Origin of the sequence: Mesorhizobium sp. 113-3-9, assembly GCF_016756515.1 — a bacterium.
Lineage (GTDB): Bacteria > Pseudomonadota > Alphaproteobacteria > Rhizobiales > Rhizobiaceae > Mesorhizobium.
In genome coordinates, this window is record NZ_AP023246.1 from 1738909 (window position 1) to 1760656 (window position 21748).

General features: G+C 64.3%; 21 protein-coding genes. 14 read left to right on the forward strand and 7 right to left on the reverse strand.

Features of this window, described 5'->3' with window-relative positions:
- Window positions 1-65 precede the first annotated feature (65 nt).
- On the forward strand, window positions 66-434 hold the full coding sequence (locus MesoLj_RS08415; protein WP_140772564.1) for a hypothetical protein: 369 nt from the start codon (window positions 66-68) through the stop codon (window positions 432-434).
- Window positions 435-464: 30 nt separating this feature from the next.
- Here the strand turns inward: MesoLj_RS08415 and MesoLj_RS08420 are convergent, their stop codons facing one another.
- A complete protein-coding gene (locus tag MesoLj_RS08420) occupies window positions 465-1436 on the reverse strand; it encodes a sugar-binding transcriptional regulator (protein ID WP_202325705.1) in 972 nt (323 codons plus the stop codon).
- A 263-nt stretch (window positions 1437-1699) separates the two neighbouring features.
- On the opposite strand from MesoLj_RS08420, the gene MesoLj_RS08425 reads away from it, so the two are divergent.
- The 7 genes from MesoLj_RS08425 to MesoLj_RS08455 all read left to right on the forward strand — a co-directional run bounded on the left by MesoLj_RS08425 (window position 1700) and on the right by MesoLj_RS08455 (window position 9990).
- Window positions 1700-2686 carry an ABC transporter substrate-binding protein gene (locus tag MesoLj_RS08425; RefSeq protein WP_202325706.1) on the forward strand — a complete coding sequence of 329 codons (987 nt, stop codon included), beginning with the start codon at window positions 1700-1702 and terminating at the stop codon, window positions 2684-2686.
- 71 nt (window positions 2687-2757) lie between these two features.
- Window positions 2758-4461, forward strand: a complete 1704-nt coding sequence (locus tag MesoLj_RS08430) for an ABC transporter permease (RefSeq protein WP_202325707.1) — start codon at window positions 2758-2760, stop codon at window positions 4459-4461.
- Window positions 4449-5525 (forward strand): ABC transporter ATP-binding protein, encoded by a 1077-nt coding sequence (locus MesoLj_RS08435; protein WP_202325708.1) that lies wholly within the window; start codon window positions 4449-4451, stop codon window positions 5523-5525. Before MesoLj_RS08430 ends, MesoLj_RS08435 begins: the two co-directional genes overlap by 13 nt.
- Window positions 5525-6691, forward strand: coding sequence for an MBL fold metallo-hydrolase (locus tag MesoLj_RS08440; RefSeq protein ID WP_202327213.1), 1167 nt, complete (start codon window positions 5525-5527; stop codon window positions 6689-6691). The genes MesoLj_RS08435 and MesoLj_RS08440 overlap by 1 nt, the downstream gene beginning before the upstream one ends.
- A complete protein-coding gene (locus MesoLj_RS08445; protein WP_202325709.1) occupies window positions 6688-7431 on the forward strand; it encodes a 5'/3'-nucleotidase SurE in 744 nt (247 codons plus the stop codon). Before MesoLj_RS08440 ends, MesoLj_RS08445 begins: the two co-directional genes overlap by 4 nt.
- A gap of 105 nt (window positions 7432-7536) precedes the next feature.
- Window positions 7537-8718: a DUF930 domain-containing protein gene (locus MesoLj_RS08450; RefSeq protein WP_202327214.1), complete on the forward strand. Its 1182-nt coding sequence runs from the start codon at window positions 7537-7539 to the stop codon at window positions 8716-8718.
- A 267-nt stretch (window positions 8719-8985) separates the two neighbouring features.
- The gene (locus tag MesoLj_RS08455) at window positions 8986-9990 is read left to right on the forward strand and encodes a DUF930 domain-containing protein (protein ID WP_202325710.1); all 1005 of its coding nucleotides are present in this window, start codon (window positions 8986-8988) and stop codon (window positions 9988-9990) included.
- An 11-nt stretch (window positions 9991-10001) separates the two neighbouring features.
- Here MesoLj_RS08455 and MesoLj_RS08460 read toward each other — a convergent pair whose 3' ends face one another.
- On the reverse strand, window positions 10002-10676 hold the full coding sequence (locus MesoLj_RS08460; RefSeq protein WP_202325711.1) for an HAD family hydrolase: 675 nt from the start codon (window positions 10674-10676) through the stop codon (window positions 10002-10004).
- A 105-nt stretch (window positions 10677-10781) separates the two neighbouring features.
- Window positions 10782-11423: a hypothetical protein gene (locus MesoLj_RS08465; protein ID WP_140772549.1), complete on the reverse strand. Its 642-nt coding sequence runs from the start codon at window positions 11421-11423 to the stop codon at window positions 10782-10784.
- 192 nt (window positions 11424-11615) lie between these two features.
- Here MesoLj_RS08465 and MesoLj_RS08470 point away from each other — a divergent pair, with 192 nt between their 5' ends.
- From MesoLj_RS08470 to ptsP, 5 genes are all read left to right on the forward strand, one after another.
- Window positions 11616-12053: a transcriptional regulator GutM gene (locus tag MesoLj_RS08470; protein WP_115140659.1), complete on the forward strand. Its 438-nt coding sequence runs from the start codon at window positions 11616-11618 to the stop codon at window positions 12051-12053.
- Between the two features lie 164 nt (window positions 12054-12217).
- Entirely contained in the window at window positions 12218-12979 is a 762-nt protein-coding gene (gene srlA / locus MesoLj_RS08475; RefSeq protein ID WP_027054143.1) for a PTS glucitol/sorbitol transporter subunit IIC, read from the forward strand.
- A 17-nt stretch (window positions 12980-12996) separates the two neighbouring features.
- Window positions 12997-14001, forward strand: coding sequence for a PTS glucitol/sorbitol transporter subunit IIB (srlE, locus tag MesoLj_RS08480; RefSeq protein ID WP_202325712.1), 1005 nt, complete (start codon window positions 12997-12999; stop codon window positions 13999-14001).
- Window positions 14002-14028: 27 nt separating this feature from the next.
- Window positions 14029-14409, forward strand: a complete 381-nt coding sequence (locus tag MesoLj_RS08485) for a PTS glucitol/sorbitol transporter subunit IIA (protein ID WP_202325713.1) — start codon at window positions 14029-14031, stop codon at window positions 14407-14409.
- A 159-nt stretch (window positions 14410-14568) separates the two neighbouring features.
- Window positions 14569-16554 carry a phosphoenolpyruvate--protein phosphotransferase gene (ptsP, locus tag MesoLj_RS08490; protein WP_202325714.1) on the forward strand — a complete coding sequence of 662 codons (1986 nt, stop codon included), beginning with the start codon at window positions 14569-14571 and terminating at the stop codon, window positions 16552-16554.
- Window positions 16555-16577: 23 nt separating this feature from the next.
- Here ptsP and MesoLj_RS08495 read toward each other — a convergent pair whose 3' ends face one another.
- Complete coding sequence (locus tag MesoLj_RS08495; protein ID WP_202325715.1) at window positions 16578-17372, reverse strand: hypothetical protein; 795 nt, start codon at window positions 17370-17372, stop codon at window positions 16578-16580.
- Between the two features lie 156 nt (window positions 17373-17528).
- On the opposite strand from MesoLj_RS08495, the gene MesoLj_RS08500 reads away from it, so the two are divergent.
- On the forward strand, window positions 17529-18539 hold the full coding sequence (locus MesoLj_RS08500; RefSeq protein WP_140772536.1) for a sugar-binding transcriptional regulator: 1011 nt from the start codon (window positions 17529-17531) through the stop codon (window positions 18537-18539).
- Here MesoLj_RS08500 and MesoLj_RS08505 read toward each other — a convergent pair.
- Genes MesoLj_RS08505 through MesoLj_RS08515 form a run of 3 tightly spaced genes read right to left on the reverse strand, consistent with a single transcriptional unit; the run spans window position 18526 to window position 21704 of the window.
- Complete coding sequence (locus tag MesoLj_RS08505) at window positions 18526-19377, reverse strand: TIGR01459 family HAD-type hydrolase (RefSeq protein ID WP_202325716.1); 852 nt, start codon at window positions 19375-19377, stop codon at window positions 18526-18528. The two genes, MesoLj_RS08500 and MesoLj_RS08505, sit on opposite strands and share 14 nt — an antisense overlap.
- Window positions 19374-20648: an FGGY-family carbohydrate kinase gene (locus MesoLj_RS08510; protein ID WP_202325717.1), complete on the reverse strand. Its 1275-nt coding sequence runs from the start codon at window positions 20646-20648 to the stop codon at window positions 19374-19376. The genes MesoLj_RS08505 and MesoLj_RS08510 overlap by 4 nt, the downstream gene beginning before the upstream one ends.
- 15 nt (window positions 20649-20663) lie before the next feature.
- The gene (locus MesoLj_RS08515; RefSeq protein WP_202325718.1) at window positions 20664-21704 is read right to left on the reverse strand and encodes a class II aldolase/adducin family protein; all 1041 of its coding nucleotides are present in this window, start codon (window positions 21702-21704) and stop codon (window positions 20664-20666) included.
- Window positions 21705-21748 lie beyond the last annotated feature (44 nt).

Below are 21748 nucleotides of genomic sequence, written 5' to 3' on the forward strand. Positions count from 1 at the left end.
ACGACTTGTCAGGCGTCGACCCTTGACCCATGTTCTCCAGTGGATTGCGTTCAAGGGAGGCCAGCATGCCTGCATTCGACCCATCTGACGTCAAAACCTTGTTCGGTAAGGTCATGGGTGCCTCGCCGTCCGATATCAAGCTTGTGGCGCAGCGCCTGCACGATCACGCTTTCGAGCCGCGCATGTCGGCGGACGAGACGAAGCAGCTTGTCGCCGGCCTTGGTTATGACAGCCTGGACGCGTTCTGCGCCGATATCGGCCTGCCCGCGCATATTGCCGAGCGCTGGAGCCGTTTCGGCGTTTCCGGCGAGATGAAGCAGGTGTTCACGTTGCTCGCGGCCCAGCGCAGGCGGGTTGCCGAGGCGATCGCCGAATTCGAATCCATGACGCATGTCGGCGTCGAGGATTTTTTGCGCGAGCGCGGACTTATCTAGCTCGAACCGATGGCCGGAGCGAAAGCTGTCTTAGCCGCCCTTGGCCAGCAGCGCGGTGGCCGTGTCGCTGTCGGTGATCAGCACATTGGTGCTGACGGCTTTCAGCGCGGCCAGGATCGCCGCCACCTTGCGTCTTCCGCCAGCGGCCAGCACGACATTCGGCACCTGGCCGACCATTTCGAGATCGATGGCCATGACGCGCCCGTTGACTTCGTGATCGACCAGCCTGCCGGCGGCATCGACGAAGTAGCACAACATATTGGCGACCGCGCCTTTCGCCTTCAATGGCGCGATCAGCGATGACGGCACGATGCCATGGCGGAAGATGGTGGCGTCCGGCGACATGTCGCCGACGGTGAGCAGGGCAATATCGGCGGCCGCGGCGCGGCGGCGCACGTCTTGCAGGGTCGGTTGTGCCCACAGGAGATCGCGAAGCGAAGGATTGTCCACCATCACCGGCGCGGTGATCTGGTAGCTGTCGACCTCGAAGACATCGGCGACCTTGGCCGCGACGATCGACGGGTTGATCCATTGCGAATGCGGCAGGCTGCCGACAAGTGCCACCACCGAAGCGCGCTTCAGCTGCCGGCGGGCGAGGAAACCCAGGCTGGCATGCAGCGTCGCGCCGCCGCCGATCGCCAGCGTCATGCCGTCCCGCATCTGCTCGCCGAGATAGGCCGCGACGGCATGGCCGATCGCCTTCTCCAGATGCTCGTGCGCCGAGGGTGTCGGGATGACGACGGCGGCGTTGAGGCCCCAGCGCTTTTCCAGCTGCCGCTCGAGCGCCACCTGCTCGGCGGTCGGCGCGTTGATCATGGTGACGACGATGCCTTCCGCGGTGCAGGCGGCTAGCGTGCGCATGACCTTCACCCGGGAGACATCGAGCTTCTCGGCGATCTGCTCCTGCGTGAAGCCCTCGACATAGTAGAGCCAGGCCGTCTTGACGTTGAGGTCCGACGAGACCATCGGCAGACGGGCCGGTCCGGGTTTTTCGGCGGGCATCGGTTCTGGTCCCTCATGAGCCATGGTCTGGCGGCGTTGCCCTCATCGGAGCAACACCGACCGGATGTCAACTGGATGCCGGCTTGCGGCATGCCGATTGTCGCACATCTCTGTTCATTTGTAATTGACATTGTACATATGAACATATTTTGTGAGTTCCACGCGCTGTGTCATCCACCAGTCATATGCGCCGTGCAGGGAGGAAGAGACGGGGAGCCGGCCAGGGGCCGGACCGGTCATGCACAGACAAGACAGGAGGTCTCATGAAGACGCTATTCATCAAGCTGCTGGCCAGCCAGCTGGCGCTCGCCGCAACTTTGTTTGCCGGCGTGGCAAATGCCGAAACACTCACGCTCTACACATCGCAGCCGGAGGCCGACGCGGCCAAGACAGTGGACGCTTTCAAGAAGGCTCAGCCCGGCATCGACGTGACCATCTATCGTTCCGGAACCAGCGACATCCTGACCAAGATGGCGGCCGAGTTCGCTGCCGGAAGCCCGCAGGCCGACGTGCTGTTGATCGCCGACGCGGTCTCGATGGAGCTGCTGAAGAAAGATGACAGGCTGATGGCCTATCCCGAGGCCAAGCTCGACGGCATCGAGGCCGACGCCTATGACGCCGACAAGACCTATTTCGGCAGCAAGCTGATCACCACCGGGATCGTCTACAACACCGCCGCGGCCGAGAAGCCGGAGCATTGGGCCGACCTAGCCAAGCCGGCCTACGCCGATGGGTTGGTCATGCCGAGCCCGCTCTATTCGGGTGCGGCCGCCTATCTGCTCTCGGGCTTCGCCGGCGATACGAACTATGGCTGGGACTTCTTCCAGAAGCTCAAGACCAACAACACCGTCAGCGTGCGCGGCAACGGCGCGGTGCTGAAGTCCGTGGCATCAGGCGAGAAGCCCTACGGCATCCTCGTCGACTTCATGGCGATGAACGCCAAGAAGAAGGGGTCGCCGGTCGAGTTCGTGTTCCCTGCGGAAGGCGTACCGGCGGTGACCGAGCCGGTGGCCATCATGAAGACCGCGAAGAACGTCGATGGCGCCAAGAAGTTCGTCGACTTCATTCTGTCGGATGAAGGCCAGAAGCTGGCGCTGTCCATGGGCTATCTGCCGGCACGGGCCTCGGTCGGCCGCCCCGACTGGCTGCCGGAAGGCGTCAAGGTCAAGGTGATGCCGTTCGACACCAAGGCAATCGTCGCCAAGACCGACGCCGACAAGGCGAAGTTCCAGGAACTGTTCGGCGGCTGAGCCCGGCACACGAGGGGGATGCCGGTCAGACGGCATCCCCCTTCGACGGATCGATCCCAGGAAACACAATCATGTCAACACGCATCAGGGAAAGCCGGGGTCAGGAAATGGCCCTGACGGCGGCGGTGGCCGTCGTCATCGTGCTGCTTTCGCTGCTGCCCATGCTGCGCCTCGTCGAGGAGATCGTGGCACCCGGCGGAACCCTGTCGACCGTGGCCGTGCAGGCCGGACTGAGAAGCCCGGCGACCTGGATCGCGACATGGCACACACTGGTCGTCGGCATCGGTGGGACATTGCTTGCCGTGCTGTCGGGAACACTGGTGGCGGTCCTGGTCTCGCTGACCAACATACGTGGCCGCGGCGCCCTGGTGCTGTGCTATGTCATGCCGCTGATGATCGCGCCGCAGGTGACGGCGCTGGCCTGGCTGCAACTGTTCGGTCCGGCAAGCCCGTTCCTCAAGCTGTTCGGCGCCGCACCGCCACTCGGCACCAAGAACCCGCTCTATTCGACCTCGGGCATCATCCTCCTGCTCGGCGTGCAATACGGCCCGCTGGTCTTCCTGCTGGTGCGGGCCGGCCTGCGCAAGCTGCCGCGTGAACTGGTCGAGGCCGCACGCGCCGGTGGCGCCGGCTGGTTCACCGTGCTTATTACCATCGTGCTGCCCTTGATGACGCCGTCGATCATGGCGGCCGCGGCGCTGGCCTTCGTCTCCTGTGTCGGTAATTTCGGCATTCCGGCCTTTCTCGGCATTCCCGCTAATTATCTGGTGCTGCCGACGCTCATCTATCAGAAGCTGGCCGGCGGCGGTCCGGCGGTGCTCGGCGAAACCGCGTTCCTCTCGGTGCTGATCGGGGTCATCGCCATGGCCGGCATCCTTGCCCAGGAGGTGATGAGCCGCCGCCGCGACTACCGTATTTCCTCGACATCGCTGCCGGCTGAACCCTACGAGCTCGGCCGCTGGCGGCCCGCCGTCCAGGCCGGCATGTGGCTGCTCATCGTGCTGGTGCTGTTCCTGCCGCTGTTCGGGCTGGTGCTGACCTCGCTGGTGCCCGGCTATGGCATCGCATTGACCGCCAAGACGGCGACGCTCGACAACTACCGTTTCGTGCTGTTTGAGCATGATGCCGCAAAGCGCGCCTTCTTCAACAGTTTCTGGCTATCGATAGCGGCAGCTTTCTTCGCGGTCATCGTGGCCGTGCCTGTCGGCTATCTCATCGCCTGGGGCAAGCAACGCTGGGTGCGGCTGCTCAACCTGTCTGTCGAACTGCCCTATGCCTTGCCCGGCGTGGTGCTGGCGATCGCCTCGCTGCTCTTGTTCCTGCGGCCGATCCCGTTCACCGGCATCCAGCTCTACAACACGGTCTGGATCATCCTCTACGCTTATCTCGCCCGCTTCCTGGTGTTGGCGCTGCGGCCGACCATCAGCGGCTATCACCAGATCGACCGGGCGCTGGAAGAGGCCGCGCAGGTGGCCGGCGCCGGCCTGTTCACGCGCATGCGCAGCATTGTCTTTCCGCTGGTCGCTCCGGCGGCGATCGCAGGCGGCCTGTTGATCTTCATGACGGCGCTCAGCGAACTTACCGTCTCGGCGCTGCTGTGGTCCTCGGGCTCCGAGACGATCGGCGTGGTGATGTTTTCCTTCGAGCAAGGCGGCGATTCCAACTATGCGGCGGCGATGTCGGTCATCACGGTCGCGGTCACCTTCGCGCTCATGCTGGTGACTAACCTGCTTGCCCCTCATCTTCCGAGCGGAGTTCTGCCATGGCGCGATTGATCCTGGACCATGTGACCAAGAGCTTCGCCGATTTCGACGCGGTGAAGGATGTCTCGATCGACGTTGCCGACGGCGAGTTTCTCGCCGTGCTCGGGCCTTCCGGCTGCGGCAAGACGACATTGCTGCGGCTCGTCGCCGGCTTCGAGAAAGTGACATCGGGCGAAATCCGCATCGGCGGCGAGGTCGTGTCGGCCAAGGATGGCAGCGTCGCGCCGGAAAAGCGGCGCGTCGGCATTGTTTTCCAGAATTATGCGCTGTGGCCGCACATGACGGTTGCCGAAAACATCGGCTATTCGCTGAAGGTGGCGAAGCTCGACAAGTCGGTTGCGCGCCAGAAGGTCGAGGACGCGCTCGCCTTGGTCAATCTGCAGGGGCTGGGCGAGCGCCGACCCGCCAATCTCTCCGGCGGCCAGCGCCAGCGCGTGGCATTGGCGCGATGCCTTGTCGCCGCGCCCTCGCTGGTGCTGTTCGACGAGCCGCTCGCCAATCTCGACGTTCATCTCAGAGCCTCGATGGAGGACGAGTTCGCAGCCTTCCACAAGCGCACCGGCACGACCATCGTCTACATCACCCATGATCAGGCCGAGGCAATGGCGCTGGCTGATCGCATCGCGGTGATGGATCGCGGCAGCCTGGTGCAGCTGGCCACGCCGCGCGAGCTCTATCATGAGCCGGCAAATGAAATGGTGGCGTCCTTCATCTCGCAAGGCATATTGCTGCCGGCGGATGTCCTGACGGGCGAAGACGGCGGCCATTGCAAGGTCAGGGTTCTCGGAGCCGAGCTGGTGGTCCGCTGCCGCCTCGGCGAGCGGCCGCGTGCCGGCGCGAAGATCTGCTGTCGGTCCGCGGATCTCGACGCATCACCGGATGGTCCGGGCTTCGACGGCCTCGTCAAGCGGGTGATCTATCAGGGCGGGGCGGCGCGCGTCGAATTCACGCCCGCCGCCGGTCCCGGGCTTACCTTGCATTTCGAGCAACCCGATCCGGTCACGCTTGAGAGCGGGGCCCAGGCGCGGCTGCGGATAAGATCAGGATGGCTCATTCCGGCGGAGGCGGCATCGTGATGATGCTGGACCTGCTCGGCGGCTTTGGGGAAAAGGGCCGCACCAGCCTCGCTGTCACCAGCGGCGAAGACCGCATCCTGCTCGATGTCGGCATCAAGGTCGGCGCTTCCGGGGCGGAGTATTATCCGGCGCTCAACGGATCGGTCGGCGACATCGATGCGCTTTTTGTCTCGCACGCCCACGAGGATCATGTCGGCGCGCTGAGCTGGCTGCTGTCGCGCGGCTATGCCGGCCCGATCTTCATGACGGCCGAAACGCGCGACGAGGCGCCTGCCACGCTCGCCGCCTATGCCGAGCCGGAGGATTTCAGGCGCTTTCCGGTTCCGCACGATCGGGTCGAAATCTTCGAACCCGGCGATACGTTGAAGACTGGCAATCTCACGGTCCGTACCGGGCGGTCGGGACATGTCGTGGGCGGCGTCTGGTTCGCCGTCGACAACGGGAAAAGCCGCATCGCCTATTCGGCCGATGTCGTGCCGGATAGCCATGTGTTCGTGATGGACACGATCCCGCATTGCGATCTTCTGGTCTTCGATGCCTCCTACGGCGCCGATCCCGTATCGGGCGCGGCGCGGGCGCGGGAAATTTCCGAATGGGTGGCAAGGCATCCGCAGGGGTGCCTCCTGCCGACGCCGCTGTCGGGGCGGTCGCTGGAATTGATCGCGGCTCTGCCGGGCCCGTTTGCCATCCATGCCGGCATGCGTTCCTCCCTGGAGGCGCAGATTGGCGCCACGGCGGCCTTGTTGCCTGGGGTTTCCGAGCTTCTGCTTGTCCGCTTGGCGAGCGCGGCCGACTGGACCGATGCCGATCCGTTGCCGCCACTGCCGTTGCTGGCCGATGACGGCATGGGCGAGGCCGGGCCGTCGTCACGCCTGTTGCCGCGCGCCGATCAGGCCGGGTTCCCTGTGCTGCTCACCGGGCATCTGCCGGCCGGTTCTCCAGGCGATCTCCTGCACAGGGCTGGCAGGGCGGACTGGGTGCGCATGCCGACCCATCCGACGCTGTCGGGCAATGTCGCGATCTGGGAGAAGGCAGGACGGCCTGAAGCGCTCGGTCATTCCTGCGCCACCGATCTTCTCTCTGATCTGAAGAGCCACATCCCGTCACTGCGCGCGCAATGCCGCACAGGCCAGCGCATCATGGTGCCGCAAGGAAGCAAACAATGAGAATCCTGATCTGCAACGACGACGGCATCGAGGCGCCGGGCCTTGCCCGCCTCGCCAACGCCGCCGGCGGGTTGAGCGACGATGTGTGGGTGGTCGCGCCCGACGGCAAGCGCACCGCCGCCGGTTCGTCGCTGACGATCGCGAGGCCGTTGACGATGCGGCACGTCAAGCCGAACTGGTACTCCTGCTCCGGCACGCCGGCAGACTGCGTGGTGAGCGCGATGACGTGGCTGTTCGCGGACGCCAGGAAGCCGGATCTGGTGCTGTCGGGCGTCAATGACGGCCGCAACGTCGCCGAGGACCTCGCCTATTCCGGCACGCTTGGCATTGCCCGGGAGGCAACCTTCTGGGGTGTGCCGGCGATCGGCTTCTCGCGGGTGAAAAATCCCGATTTCATTGACGGCGACGACCGGTGGCTTGGCGCGCTGATCGCCTCATTGTGGCGGTCGCGTGCCGATTGGGCGACAGAGGGCCATTGGCTCAGCGTCAACCTGCCGACCGCCTTGCCGGCTGAAATCCGCCAGCCGCGCATTGGTCGCGACAAGATCGGCCGCACCGCCGAGATCGTGGAAAGCGACGGCGACCGCACGGTCATCACGGTTCCGCGCGGGCGTGCCTATGCCAGTGAGCCGGGCGACGAGAACGAGGCGATCGATGCCGGCTTCGTCAGCATCAACCGGCTGAACTGGTTTGGCGAAACGCGGCTGGACGAGGGGTTTCTGGATGGGATTCCGGGCTGATCTTCTGCGTGTGATCATCCAGATCACCAAGCTGTCAGCGGCCAAATTGCGCTAATCCGATGCTAACGCTTGAAGCCGCCGCTATTTCATTCCAAATCGATCAGCGTGAAGGATGAGGCAAGAGAACGGCGTCGGAATCTGTTGTGGGGCATCCCCGCATCGCTGATCCTGCATGCGCTTTTCGTGGTGGCCCTGGTATACGGCGTACGCACGCCCTCCCAACAGCCACAGGAGGAGCGGCCGATCAATGTCGCGCTGGTGCCTCCGCCGCCCGAGCAGCCAAAGCCGAAACCTGTTCCGCCGCCGCCAAAGGAAGCCAAAGCGGAACCCAAAGTCGAAAAGCCGCCGGAACCCAAGGTTGAAAAACCGCCCGAGCAGCCGCCCAAGCCGGTGGACATTCCGGTTCTGAAGCGCGTTTTTCAATATGGCAAAAAGGATACCGGGCCTGAGAAATCCCTGGACGGAGGCAGCGCTCAAGCCCATACGCCGTCGCCAGCCAAGGATGAGGCCGCGAAGCCGCCAGTCGAACCGAATCCCGCGCCGACCCAGGCCGCTCCGGCTGCAACGCAACAGCAGCAGACAGAGCCCGTCAAAACTGACGAAAAGCCGGCAACCGCCGCACAGGACGAAAAACCCGCGCAAAGTGAGGAAAAGCGGGTGACTGAGGATGCTGACAAACAGCAGCCTGACAAACAGGAGGCGACGCCGCAAATCACTGAGAAACCAGCGGTCGCGGAGCCAAAGCCATTGGCTGCCGAGGCTGGCGGCAAGCCTGCGCCGCCACCCTCTGCCGAAAAGGCAAAGACTAAACCCGCAAAGCCGATGAGGTTCAAACCCGCAACAGCCTTCAAAGCTCCAAGCGGAAAGCCGGGAAGGTCAAATCCTGCCAATACCGAGGCTGCGGGATCGCCTATCTATTCCGGCCTTCCGGGCGTCCGAAAGCTTTACTCGCAGGGCGCAACCGGCGATGCGTTGGCCACAAGCTCCATGGACAACGTTCCGCGCGATCAGCGCGTTGCCAACCTTTGCGGCAACGTTCTGGACCAGGAATTGCAGAGCGCCGATTATACGCCCAAATGGGTGCCTACCATTCCGCTGAAAACAGGCAATGTCCTTAATCCTCCGCAGGCCGCCTTCAGCACGAGAAACACGTGGTACAATCTGAGCTTCCGGTGCGAAGTCGACGCCGATGCGACGAGGGTCCTGTCCTTCAACTTCCGTGTCGGGTCATTGATCCCGCCCGGCGAATGGGCCAGTCGCGGATTCACGAAGTATCCGCTGAATTAGATTTGGCATGCCGAGCCGGACAATTGCTGGCTATTTTCTTGCCAGTCGGCGCAGACGAATCGGCACCAGTCTCCGTCATTTGGGCGGCATGGCGGCAGCGAACTGGCCGGTCCCTTGTCTTGATGGGTCGGATCGTGTGGCAGCCGCTCGTTGAGCCGCCGCTGCGCCTTGGCCGGGCTGGCCCGGGTGTGGTGAATCGACAAGCTACACGCGCAAATCCAATGCCTATGCTTGAAGCCGCCGCCGTTTCATTCCACATCGGTCAGGATGAAGGACGAGGCACTGGAACGGCGTCGGTATCTGTTGTGGGGCATCCCCGCATCGCTGATCCTGCACGTGCTCGTCGCGGCGCTCCTGATATATGGCCTGCCAATTCCTCCCCAAAAGCCGCAGGAGGAGCAGCCGGTCAGTGTCGCGCTCGTGCCTCCGCCCGATCAGCCGAAACCGAAACCTGCTCCCGTGCCGCCGCCCAAGCCACCGGAACCGAAAGTAGAAAAACCGCCTGAGCAGAAGGTTGAAAAGCCACCTCCGCCGGAAAAGCAGCCTAATAAGCCACCGCCAGTCGATGTCCTGAAGCCCGTTTTTCAGTTCGGCGACAAGGATACCGGTCCGAGGAAATCCCTGGATGGGGCCAGTGCTCAGGACAGTTCGCCGGTGCCGGCCAAGGATGATGCTTCGAAGCCGCCGGTCGAGCCGAAGCCCGCAGACAGCCAACCTGTCACGCCGACAGACTCCGAGGCAGCCAAACAGGAGGCAGACAAGCAGGCGGCGCTCGACCCCGCCAAGCAAGAGGGCCCGGCACCAGCGCCTTTGGCTGCCGACGGCGAGATCGAGCTTCCCGCATCAGCCGAAGCGCCGAAGCCCAAACCCGCGAATGCGAAGCCCAGCCCCTCAAAGGCCTCGAAATCCGCATCTCGGAACGATTCTGGCCTTCCGGGTGTTCGTAAGCTCTACTCGCAAGGCGCTACCAGAGATGCACTTGCCACGACCGCGATGGACGGGGTGCGTCGCGGTCAGCGTGCTGCCATACTTTGCGCCAACGCGTTACAGCAGCAGTTGCTGGATGCCTCTTATTTTCCTAAATGGGTGCCATCTGTTCCGCTGAAAGCGGGCAATATTGTTGACGGCTCGGATGTCGCTTTCAGCACCACAACCACATGGTACCATCTGAGCTTCCGGTGCGAGGTTGATACCGATGCGACGAGGGTCTTGTCGTTCGACTTCCGTGTCGGCGCTGAGATTCCACGCAACGAATGGCCGCGGCCTCTCTAGTCTCTGGCAACCTAGGCCGGCACTCCGAACTTGGACAATTGCCGGCTAACTTCATGCCAGTCGGCACAGACGAAATCGGCACCAGCCGCCGTCAGCCGCGCGGCATGCTCGGCATAGGTGTGGCCGCCGCCAGTGTAGCCGATCGCCGTCATGCCGGCGGCGACCGCGCCCTGGATGCCGAAGGGCGAATCCTCGATGACGATGCAGTCGGCCGGATTGGCGCCCAACCTGGCGGCGGCGAACAGGAAGATGTCCGGCGCCGGCTTGCCGTTCTTGACCATCGAGGAGCTGTAGATCGCATCGCCGAAGAAATGCGCCAGCCCGGTGACGGCAAGGCTGTGGTTTATCCGCTCGACCGAGGATGACGAGGCAACGCAGCGGTCGCCCTCGAGCGTTTCCAGAAACGCGGCTATGCCAGGGGTCGGCTTCAATTCCTCGGTGAACAGGACCTTGGTCTCGGCCCAGATGTCGCCGTCGGCCGAAGCCGGAAACTGGTGGCCGGTCAATTCCCTGATCCGCACGATGATGTCGGACTGCTTCATGCCGACGCACTGGGCGATGATGCCGCCATGGACGCCTGGCATGCCGTGCTTTTCATAGACGCGTTCATAGGCCCTGGCTGCCAGCGGCTCGCTGTCGACGAGCACGCCGTCGCAATCGAAAATGATAGGCCTTGGTCGCGCCACGCACTTGTCTCCTGAAGTCAATTTCCGCACATCGCTATCGGCAAAAAGTCAAATGTTCAATAGCGCGATGGATTGAAGACGCTTGGGCTCGAAACCGGGTAGCAGTCAAAGCTGGCGCAGCGCGTCGCTTGCGCGGGAGGATCCGAGCGCCCGCTGCATGGCTTGCCGCGACTGTGCGCGGTCGGGCGTGATCCAGTTCGGCTCGGCACCGAGGAAGCGGTCGAGGAAAGCCACCGCGTAGGCCGGCATCTCGGTGACATTCTCGCGATAGGACCACCAGGTGCGCAGGTCGTCGGCGCATTTGTCGATACTGGGCGCCTTGCCGAACTCCTGTTCGTAGATGGCCGAGATTACCGAGACGCAGTAGTTGGTATAGAGGAAGCCTTCCGGCCAGAAGCGGATGATTTCAAGCGTGCCGGCATTCTGATCCGTCTCGATGAGTTGCGCGAGGCCGGAGATCTCCCTGGCCGGCGCCTGTTTGATCAGTTCGCGCAGCACGAGGCCCGCGGCAAAGACGATGAAGTCGGCGCGGTCTATCGCGGCAAAGCGCTTCTGCGCCTCCATGATCTCGACCCAGTCGAGAAAAGCTCGGGTGAGCTTCGCCTCGTCGATCTCGTAGCGCACGCCGAACGTGTCCGAAACCACCTTGGCGCTGCCGCGGAAGGTGGCGCGGAACCAGCGCAGCTGCCGCAACCGGTGGCGCAGGTCGGGCATAAGGGCCAGTTCATCCCTGAAGGGCAGTTCCATTGCATGCATCCCGTTTGGTGGCAGGTTAGCACAGCCGTGCCGCCGCCGAAATCGGCCGACGGTCCTGTGGATGACCGAGACCAAGGCTAATATCATACATATTGACATTCACGGAAACAAATGTTCTCACTTTGCTGTTGTCGCGCGCCGGTCCAAGGTGCGGTTCAACTGAGGCTTCGGGAGGAGAACCGAATGGCGATTTGGCAGTGGGGACTGCTTCTGCTGGTTATTGTCTGGGCGCTGCAGTCGCTCGGCGTCTGGCTGCAGATGCGGCACTATTCGGATGTCTTCCGGGGCGTCACCGACCAGTACAAGGATGGCTTCGTCGGAGCCGGCAATTTTCGCGGCCGGTTGGCCAAGGGCACCATCGCGCTTGTCGTGGTGACGCCCGACCTGATCGTGCGCCGCATGATGGTGATGAGCGGCCGTTCCGTTTTCACCAAGTTCAAAAGACATGAAGAATTCGAGGGTGTTCCCCTCGATCGACTCCGGTCCAACCCTGCGATCATGGGGGAGGGGGAACCCGGTGTGGCCGAGGCCGTGAAGCGGGCGATCGAACAGATCGACAAAGCACGGTCGGAGCCGGGGAAGAAGCCGGGCCTGGCCGGCTTGAATGTAGCAAGGGCCTAGAGTCGGATGATTCCAGGTCTGTTCGACCTGAAATCTGAATCCGCCTCTAAATCAAAGGGATAGAGCATGATGTCGTCCGAAAACCGTTTCACGCTTTTCGGCATCATGTTCTGAGGACGCCGCGCACCGACTGGGATAACCGGCGGGCGGCATAAGGAGGAGAAATGTCTGTATTTTCGTTGTTGGCGCAGCATGCCGACATGGCCGTGCACAATCTGCATGTCGCAGGTGCGATGGTCTCGGATGCTGCATTGCATGGCAAGCTCGCCGTCGAGCATGCTTCCGATCATCTCGTTGTCCTTGCGCAAGCAGACAGCGGGCCGATTACCGTCGACCAGTTCAAGGAGAAGCTGAAGGACGTCCAGCAGGAAGAGCAGCTCGGCTGGCTGACCGCTATCGGCAAGTACTTCATCGGCATCTTCCAGAAGGGCGGCGAAGTGTTCGCCGGCTTCGTCACCGGTATCATCCCGACGCTGGTGGTGCTGATGACTGCTTTCTACGCCGTCACCGAACTGGTCGGCGAGGAGCGCGTGCATGGCCTGGCGCGCGGCGCCGGCAGGATTGCCTTGACCCGCTATACGCTGCTGCCGCTGCTGGCGGTGTTCTTCCTCACCAATCCGATGGCCTATACGTTCGGATCGTTCCTGGAAGAAAAGCACAAGCCGGCCTTCTATGACGCGGCCGTGTCCTACGTGCATCCGCCGCTTGGCCTGTTCCCGCACATCAATCCCGGCGAATATTTCGTCTGGGGCGGTATTCTCGTGGCTCTGCTCGAGCTTGAGAAGAAGGGCGTCGTCGTCGCCGGTTACCACGTCAAGGTGGCGATCTGGTACGCCATTGTCGGCCTCGTCGTCATCCTGCTCAAGGGCATGCTGACCGAGCGCATCACCACCATCATGGCACGCCGCCAGGGCGTCGAGCTGTAAGGGCGGGGAGGACAATCATGGTCAAGACATACAAAGCCGTAAAGATCTCCCGGGGCAACACCGGCTGGGGCGGCCCGCTCGTCATCGAGCCGACCGCACAGCGCGACAAGGTCGTCTCCGTCACCGGCGGCGGCATCCATCCCGTGGCCCAGCTTATCGCCGACATGACCGGTGCCACGGCCGTCGACGGCTTCAAGGCGCCGCCGGTTGAAGGCGAGATGGCGGTTGTCGTCGTCGATTGCGGCGGCACCGCACGCTGCGGCGTCTATCCGCGCAAGCGCATCCCGACCGTCAATCTGACGCCGGTCGGCCAGGCTGGGCCGCTCGCCCAGTTCATCACGGAGGACATCTACGTTTCGGGCGTGAAGCCGGCCAACGTCACAATGGCGGACGGGTCCGAGGCGGTCACCACTGCGGGGGGAGCAGCATCGATGAGTTCAGGCAACAACACTGCAGCCGCGGCTCCACAGCCGCTGCCGAGCGAAGGCGGGCTGATCGGCCTGATCAGCTCGATCGGCCGCGTCATGGGCCGAGTGGTCGGCATTTTCTTTAATGCCGGCCGCCGTACCATCGACCAGGTGGTGCGCAACGTGCTGCCGTTCATGGCCTTCGTGACCATGCTTATCGGCCTGATCCTCTACACCGGCATAGGCGATGTGCTCGCCCAGCCGATGGGTCCGCTGGCCAACAACATCGTCGGCCTGCTGATCATCTCGGCCATTTGCGGCCTGCCGTTCCTGTCGCCCATCCTGGGGCCAGGCGCTGTTATCGCGCAGGTCATCGGCGTCGCCATCATCGGCCCGCAGATCGCCAACGGCACGATTTCGCCGGCGATGGCCCTGCCGGCGTTGTTTGCCTACAACACCCAGGTTGGCTGCGACTTCGTGCCTGTCGGCCTGGCGCTTGGTGAAGCCAAGCCGAAAACCATCGAAATCGGCGTGCCGGCGGTGCTCATCAGCCGCCAGATCATGGGTCCGGTCTCGGTGTTGATCGCCTGGGTCGTCTCACTGATCGTGTTTTAAAGAGAGTAAGGAAATGAGGTTCGCCATATGACGGTTCTGTTGAGAACACGGGTCACTGCCATCGGACCCGAAGTGGCGGATCTTGCCGAAGGGGGCGTGCTCATCCTGTTCGCGGATGGCTCGCCGCCGGAGCTTGCCGAAGTCTCCGTCCTGCACAAGACGGAGCAGGGACCAAGTGACGGAGCGCCCGCCAAGGGCGCTTCGATCACCGTCGGTTCGGTTTCAGCCGTCATAACGGCGGTTGGCTCCAGCGCATGGAGCAAGGTGCTCGAGATGGGCCATGTCGTCATCTCGTTCAACGGCGCCACCGAGGCCGAGAGGCCGGGCGAGATCTGCGCATCGCAGGTCGATACCCAGGCGCTCGTGGCCGCCCTGGAGACAGGCGCGATCATCACCATCGCCGCCTGAACACACTCGCGCCGGGACCGTCCGGTCTTGGCGCCAAGAGCAATTCCAGGAAAAATGTGAAACGGTTTCCGTCCGGAATTGCGTAAAAACAAGGAGTTAGAGCGACTTCGCCGTTTCGATGAAATGGCGAAATAGCTCTAGGAAAGCAGAGTATTTGCCATGGAACGCTCGACCATCGTCAGAGTGCACGAAGGTTTGCACGCCCGTCCCGCCACGCGGTTCGTCAAACTCGCCAAGGGTTTCGAATCCGATGTCGAACTGGTCAAGGACGGCAAGGCGGTCAGCGCCAAGAGCTCGGTCAAACTGATGCTGCTGGCGGTCAAGGAAAACCAGGAAGTCACCGTTCGGGCGAACGGCGCGGATGCCATCGAGGCCATCGAAGCGCTGATCGGCTATCTCGAAAACCCCAAGGCTGGTCTCGACGATGAAGCGGGGCCGCAGAGCCCGGCCAATGATGCCGGGCCGGAAGCGGCAGTCGCACCAGCGGCCGAATCTGCGCCCGCTGCATCCGGCGAAGCGAATGGATTGCGCGGTGTCGCGGCAAGCGAGGGTGTCGCGATCGGGCCGGCTTTCGCGCATTTCCCGCCTGATATCACCGGGCAGGGCCGCACGCTGCAGGCTGAAGAGATCGCCGGCGAGATCGACAGGTTCCGCGCTGCTGTCGCCGCCGTCCAGGCGCGCATGGACCGGGCCTTGGCGCAGGACAGCCTGTCGGCCGGAGACCGAGGCATCGTCGCGGCACTCAGGGATATCGCCGCCGATGACAGCCTGACCGGGGAGGCCGAGAAGGCGATCAAGGGCGGCAACGACGCGGTCTCGGCCGTCATCACCGCCGCGTCCGCCATCGCCGCCGATTTCAGTGCAGTCGACGATCACTATCTGAATGCGCGCGCTGACGACGTCCATGCCGTAGGGCGGCAGATCTGCCTCGTCCTGCTTGGGCAGGATGACGTCAGCCTCGAAAACATTCCCCAAGGCGCCATCCTGATCGCCGACGACATCGGCGCCTGGGACCTGGCGCGCGCGCCGCTGAAACGCATAGGCGGGGTGATTTGCGGCCATGGCGGCGCCACCTCGCACATCGCCATCATTGCCCGCTCGCACGGCATTCCGGCGGTGCTGGGTCTCGGCGACCAGATCAATGCCTTGCGCACGGCGCACGACGTGGCGCTCGACGGCAACACCGGCCATGTGATCATCGACCCCGACGAGGCGACGCGTGCCGATTTCGCCGGCCGTGTCGAAGCGGCGGCGAACGAGCGTGCCGGCCTGACCGCCTTCAAGACGGTGACGCCGAAGCGCGCCGACGGCAGGGTCATCGAGGTCGCGGCCAATATCGGTTCGCTCGAGGAAATCGAAGCAGCGCAGGAGGCCGGAGCCATGGGCGTCGGCCTGTTCCGCACCGAGCTTCTGTTCATGCGCCACATGCACCTGCCCTCCGAGGACATGCAGGCCGAGACCTATACGGCGCTGGCCAAGGCCTTCGAGCCCTATCCGGTCATCGTGCGCACGCTCGACATCGGCGGCGACAAGCCGATCGCCGGCATCGAGTTTCCCGACGAGGAAAATCCCTTTCTCGGCTGGCGCGGCATCCGCATGTGCCTCGACCGGCCCGACATCTTCAAGCGTCAGCTCAGGGCGCTGCTCAGAGCGGCCGTGCATGGCAACATCAAGGTGATGTTGCCGATGGTGTCCGATATTTCCGAAGTCACTCGCACCCGCGCACTGGTCGATGAATGCGCCGCCGAACTCAAGGCCGAAGGCGTGCCGCATGCGACGTTCGATCTCGGCGTGATGATCGAGACCCCGGCCGCCGTGCTGATCGCCCCGGCTCTGGCCAAGGAAGTGGCCTTCTTCTCGATCGGCACCAACGACCTGACCCAGTACATCATGGCCGCCGACCGGCTGAACCCGACCGTGGCCAAGCTCAACGACGTCACCAATCCGGCGGTCATGTCGGCGATCGAGCTGACGGCAAAAGCCGGCGTCGCCGCCGGCATCATGGTCGGCATGTGCGGCGAGGCGGCCGGGCGACCGGACCTGATCCCGGCCTTCGTGAAGATGGGGCTGACCGAGCTTTCGATGAGCCCGGCCTCGATCCAGCGCGCCAAGAAAACGATCACGGCGATGATAGCCGGGGAATAGGTTTCCTAAAGCGCTGCTGGGGCCTACGGCAAATGCGCAAGCAAGGTGGCGAAGACAGGCGTCAGCTCATCGACCGGGCTTGCCTTGGCGCAGGCCTGCAGGATGCGGTCATGACGGATATCGACCGCCAGGATCGCTATCTCCAGCATGTCCGGCTCCGGCGCGCCGTCGCGGCCGGTGGTCGCCAGGCCGCAGGCCAGAACGACCGGCGCCAGGCAGCTTATGTCGAGGGCCCGCTCCCCCGCCATTTCCGGTGCGGCGTCGCCAAAGCGGACCGGACGCTGGCCGAGCAACTCGACCAGCAACGCCGCGCAGGTGGCCGCGATTGCGGGCAGCCCGGCACCCGGCGCGGCCAAGGCCGCCAACAGATCAGCGTGGCGCTTGCGCATGGCGGCGTGGGCGGCTGCGAAATCGGCTTCGTGGATGCGGGCGTTTTCGACCTTGAGCCCGGCAAGCACCGCCTTGGCCAGATAGTACATGTCGCGCCGGAACAGGCGCTCGGCACTCAACTGCCGCTCTTCGTTTCCGGCCGGGAAATAGGTGCCGAGGCCCTTTACGGTCGTGCCGTCCACCTTGATCGGACGCTCATGCGGGACAAAGGATTCGGCGATCGACAGCGCTTCGTCGACGGCGCTGGCGGCGTGGCTGAGCAGGCCTTCGATGCCCTTGCCCGGAAATGGCGGCAGATGACTGGTCGCCTCGCGCAGGACGCTGGCGTCGCCGCTGCCATCATGGCGGCTCTGCCTGATGATGTCTCGGACTTCCCGCAACCGGTCCTTCAGGTTGACGCGGACGTCTTCGGAGATTTGTCGGAGCATCGCGGTTCGCCTCGAAAGTGCCGTGGATTGCCGCCAGCAAGGGGCGGCCATCAACTCTACATTGTTCCTATCGATTGGTAGATCAATAGGCGATACTAGACCAGCATGCAGAATCGGTGACGGCGCGCGCATCCGTCACCGCGGGGGAGGGATGATTTGGCCAGGCGACGACAAATCGACGAAGGTCGGGCGGGAGCCGAAGCGACCGAACAGGTCGTCAGCGAAAGCCGGACGGATCGTCTGAGGATTCGGGCCGCCTGGATGTATTTCGTCGAGCAGATGACGCAGAACGAGATCGCCGACGTGCTTGGCGTCGGCCGCGTCACCATCGTGCGCATGCTGGCGGAGGCGCGTTCGCGCAACGAGGTCAAGATCACCATCGAGAGCGAATTGTCGGAGATCGTGCGGCTGGAGCGCGCGCTGGAGCGGACGTTCGGCCTGCAGCAGGCGCTGGTGGCGCCGCTCACCGCGCCCAATGCCGACCCGATCCCCGCGATCAGCGCCAAGACCGGGATCTTCCTGTCCGATACGATGAAATCCGGCATGCGCGTCGGCGTCGGCTGGGGCCGGACGTTGTTCTCGAGCCTGCCGTTCATCAGCGCCAGGTCGCTCTCGGACTTCAAGGTGATCTCGCTGCTGGGCGGCGTTGGCGTCGCGCGTCGCTACAATCCGGCGGAGTTCGCCTGGCGGTTCGCCCAAGTCTTCCAGGGTGACGGCTATCTCATTCCGACACCGGCCGTTGTCGACAGCGTCGAGACCAAGATCGCACTGGTGGAGCGCTGCGGCCTGCAGGAAATCTTCGAGATGGCCGACACGCTTGACGCCGTGCTGCTGTCGATCGGCGGCATTGCCTCGGCGACGACCTTCTATCGGGGCGGCTTCCTCAAGGAGGCGGAGCGCGAGGCGCTGGTCTCGCGCGGCGCGGTCGGCGACCTTCTGTTCCATTTCTTCGACCGCAATGGCGATCTGGTCGACCATCCGATCAACAGCCTGGTGATGTCGGTGGATGTCGACCGCCTGCGCAAGGCGCCGATCCGCATCCTGACCTCTGGCGGCGAGGAGAAGATCGAGGCCCTGCTCGGCGCCATGAACCTGATCGCGCCGACGATCCTGATCACCGACGAGGAAAGCGCAAGGCGCATGCTCGAGGCGGTCAGCGCAGGCTGAAGGACCCGGTAATGTAATCTGGCCAGGCCTGCTGCTCGTCGAAAACGGCGGCAAGATCCGGTGTGTCCGCCAGTATCCCGCTCAGAACCAATGCCGTGGCGATGCCGGAACCGTTTCCGCCCGCAATATCATGCTCGACGCTGTCGCCAACACAGACCACGCTGGCGCGATCGGGCTCGCCGGCCAGTGCCAGGGCCGCGTCGAAAATCGCCGGATAGGGCTTGCCGATGCGGGTGACGCTGCCGCCGAGCTCTTCGTAGAGATCGGCGATCTCGCCCGCGCCGAAACGGGGTCCGACCGCCGTCAGCATGATCCTGTCGGGATTGGTGCAGAAGCACGGCACCTGACGCGCCGCCGCCGGGGCAAGCAGCCGGCGATAATGGTCGAGGTCATGGCGGTCGCCCTCGCTGGCCGAGATCAGCACCAGTTCGGCGTCTTCGCCTGCCTGCGTCAGCACAAAGGGCAGGCCTTCGACCGCAGTGCGGTCGTCGTCGCGGCTGATCAGCAGGCACTTTGTGCCCGGGCGCAACCTTCCCGATGCCGCCATGTCATTGAAGGACCGCCACGCCACCTCGCCGGAAGACACGAAATGGTCCCAGCTTCCGGCGGCGAAGCCGAGCTTCAGCAGGCGATCCTCATTGGGCCTGGCGCGCTTGCCGGAGTTGGAAATCAGCACCACCGTCTTGCCGGCACGCTTCAGCGCCGACAATGCCTCTACAGCGCCTGGATAGGGGGCCTGGCCGTCATGCAGCACGCCGAACTGGTCGAGCAGGAAAACCTGGTAGCGGCCAGCCAGCGGTCCGATGCCGTCAAGTCGTTCGATTGTTTTCGCGCTCATAGGAGTCCTGCCTTGCTTGCACCCCTCAGCGCCAGCCGCGCGGTGCCGGCGGCGGCCTCGTCGGAAAGTGCGGGCAGGAAGTCGACGCCGAGCTTGCGCCGCCGGATATCGGTCCAGGCCGGATTTGCGGCGCCGCCTCCCACGCTCCTGACCGATGTCAGCGCCGGCGCGCCAAGTTCGGCCAATCTGCGATAGCCGAGTGCTTCGATCGCGGCCATGCCTTCCAACATCGCCTTGAGATAGTCGGTGTCGTCAGCCGGCCTTGGGTCAAGGCGTGGCGGCAGGGTCGGATCGGCGATCGGGAACCGCTCGCCTGGTACGCTGAGCGGGTAATAGTCGAGGCCGGTCTCGGTTGCGGGATCGATTGCCGCGCTGAGCTCGATGATCCGCGCCAGTGGAAAATGCTGAGCCAATACCTTGCCGCCGGAATTCGATGCACCGCCGGCCAGCCAGGTATCGCCGAGGCGATGGCTGTAGATGCCGAAGCGTGGCGCCGAGATCGGCCGGTCGGACAGGATCTTGATGGTCAGCGAGGATCCCAGCGCCGTGACGCCGTCGCCGGCCGCCGTGGCGCCCGTCGCCAGGAACGAGGCGCAGCCATCGGTGGTGCCGGCGACCACGACCACATTGCGCGACAAACCGAACAGTTCCGCGGCGGCCGCGGTGAGCGAGCCGGTGATGTCGCCCGGCTCGATGACATCAGGCAGCAAGTCCATGCGCATGCCGGTGGCCGCGATCCAGTCCGGCCAGCGGCGGGCCTCGACGTCATAGCCTGTCTTCAGGGCATTGTTCTCATCGCTGACATCGAAGCGGCCAGAGAGATTTCCGGCAATCCAGTCGGCCTGGTGCAGCACGGCCGCGATACCGGGCAGATGCTGGAACCGCAACGCCTTGGCGAGGCCGGAGGTCGCGCCGTGGGCGGCGCTTGCGTCCGGCGCCTCGCGGGCGATCGCGGCCAGTATATCCCCCTCGGCGACCTTGTCGTTGTACATCAGCGGCTCGGCCAGCGGCTGCCCCGCGGCGTCGACCGGCAGCAGTGTACCCGACGTGCCATCGACGGCGATGGCACGGACCGCGGCGCGGTCGATGCCCGAAAGCAGTTCCGCCAGAGCCGCCTGGACCGCTTGCCACCATGCCGAGGGGGCGCGGGGATCCTGGCCGAATCTGTCGAGCCGGACGGCGGACTGGCCGGCAATCGAAAAGTCCGGGCACATCGCGACAGCGCGCGCGCCCGACGTGCCGATATCGATGCCGATGACAAGTGGCATCATGTCTTCAGTCCTTTGCTAGCCGGCGGCATTCAGCTTCTGGCGATACTGCTCAGCGTCCCAATTGACCAGTTCGTCATTCTCGGCGGCGGTGAGATAGCTCAATCGGGCCGCGACATCGACGCGTGCCGTCACGTCGGCCAGGCAGCGCTGCATGGCGTCCGCGCCGGCGCTGGCATCGCCGCGCATCAGCACGCCGGCATCGGGGAACAGGATCGCAACTGGTGCCGCGCCAAGCCGCGCGGTGACACCCGCGGCGTCTTCGCCGGGCCTCGCCACGACCGAGCCCTGGCCGAGGAAGATGACGTGGTCGGGATAGAGGCTGCCGGCCCCGGCCATGCGGCGGCTTTCCGGATCGAGCGCGACGGCATGGGCTTCGACATCCGCCGGCAATCGGTAGACGCCTTCGCCGGCAAGCGCCGTCAGGGCCGCGATGTCGGGTGCGATGGTCGCGCGCGCCGGGCGCGCCAGCAGCGACCGGACGCGGTGGAGCAGACGATCCGCCTCGGCGATGGTTTCTGCGGCGACGACCAGCCCGTGATTGCCGAGGATCAGTACGTCGACGCCAGGCCGCAGCTTCTCGGCAATGCCGCGGGCAAGCGGCAGGCCAGGCCGGAAATAGGGCACGTAGGCCCATTCGATGCCGCCCAGCCGCTTGGCGACCTGGGCTTCGCCATCGGCTTGCACGGCAAGCGAGATCGTGTCGACGCAGTGGACATGCAAAACCACGCGCTGCGGCATCAAAGCGTGCACCGTGGTCTCGATCGATGGGCGCAGGCCGCGCGGATTGAGCGCCGCAATGGCGAAGCCCTGCGGCTTGTCGGCGGCCGGGTTACGCTCTTCGACCGCCTTGAGCAGCGGCGCCATCGCCACCGGCACCATGATATCGTCGGTGAGTGCATCCTTCAGCCAGGTGCCGGACGCCTTGATCCAAAGCGTGTCGCCGGCCTTGAGCGAGGTGTTGCCGCCCGCCGCCTGGGTCATATGCGCGTCCAGCCCAATGCCGGCTGAAAGTGCCCGCAAGGCCGCCAGCTCCTGCGCGTCAGCTTGGGTTGCCATGGCGCCATTCCTTCCACGCTGCACGAAATCCCGTCGCCCGGGCC

Excerpts from the sequence above, each read along its gene's own strand:
- MesoLj_RS08415 (WP_140772564.1), top strand. The coding sequence starts at position 66 with ATGCCTGCATTCGACCCATCTGACGTCAAAACCTTGTTCGGTAAGGTC.
- MesoLj_RS08420 (WP_202325705.1), bottom strand. The coding sequence starts at position 1,436 with ATGCCCGCCGAAAAACCCGGACCGGCCCGTCTGCCGATGGTCTCGTCG.
- MesoLj_RS08425 (WP_202325706.1), top strand. The coding sequence starts at position 1,700 with ATGAAGACGCTATTCATCAAGCTGCTGGCCAGCCAGCTGGCGCTCGCC.
- MesoLj_RS08430 (WP_202325707.1), top strand. The coding sequence starts at position 2,758 with ATGTCAACACGCATCAGGGAAAGCCGGGGTCAGGAAATGGCCCTGACG.
- MesoLj_RS08435 (WP_202325708.1), top strand. The coding sequence starts at position 4,449 with ATGGCGCGATTGATCCTGGACCATGTGACCAAGAGCTTCGCCGATTTC.
- MesoLj_RS08440 (WP_202327213.1), top strand. The coding sequence starts at position 5,525 with ATGATGCTGGACCTGCTCGGCGGCTTTGGGGAAAAGGGCCGCACCAGC.
- MesoLj_RS08445 (WP_202325709.1), top strand. The coding sequence starts at position 6,688 with ATGAGAATCCTGATCTGCAACGACGACGGCATCGAGGCGCCGGGCCTT.
- MesoLj_RS08455 (WP_202325710.1), top strand. The coding sequence starts at position 8,986 with ATGAAGGACGAGGCACTGGAACGGCGTCGGTATCTGTTGTGGGGCATC.
- MesoLj_RS08465 (WP_140772549.1), bottom strand. The coding sequence starts at position 11,423 with ATGGAACTGCCCTTCAGGGATGAACTGGCCCTTATGCCCGACCTGCGC.
- MesoLj_RS08470 (WP_115140659.1), top strand. The coding sequence starts at position 11,616 with ATGGCGATTTGGCAGTGGGGACTGCTTCTGCTGGTTATTGTCTGGGCG.
- srlA (WP_027054143.1), top strand. The coding sequence starts at position 12,218 with ATGTCTGTATTTTCGTTGTTGGCGCAGCATGCCGACATGGCCGTGCAC.
- srlE (WP_202325712.1), top strand. The coding sequence starts at position 12,997 with ATGGTCAAGACATACAAAGCCGTAAAGATCTCCCGGGGCAACACCGGC.
- MesoLj_RS08485 (WP_202325713.1), top strand. The coding sequence starts at position 14,029 with ATGACGGTTCTGTTGAGAACACGGGTCACTGCCATCGGACCCGAAGTG.
- ptsP (WP_202325714.1), top strand. The coding sequence starts at position 14,569 with ATGGAACGCTCGACCATCGTCAGAGTGCACGAAGGTTTGCACGCCCGT.
- MesoLj_RS08495 (WP_202325715.1), bottom strand. The coding sequence starts at position 17,372 with ATGCTCCGACAAATCTCCGAAGACGTCCGCGTCAACCTGAAGGACCGG.
- MesoLj_RS08505 (WP_202325716.1), bottom strand. The coding sequence starts at position 19,377 with ATGAGCGCGAAAACAATCGAACGACTTGACGGCATCGGACCGCTGGCT.
- MesoLj_RS08510 (WP_202325717.1), bottom strand. The coding sequence starts at position 20,648 with ATGATGCCACTTGTCATCGGCATCGATATCGGCACGTCGGGCGCGCGC.
- MesoLj_RS08515 (WP_202325718.1), bottom strand. The coding sequence starts at position 21,704 with ATGGCAACCCAAGCTGACGCGCAGGAGCTGGCGGCCTTGCGGGCACTT.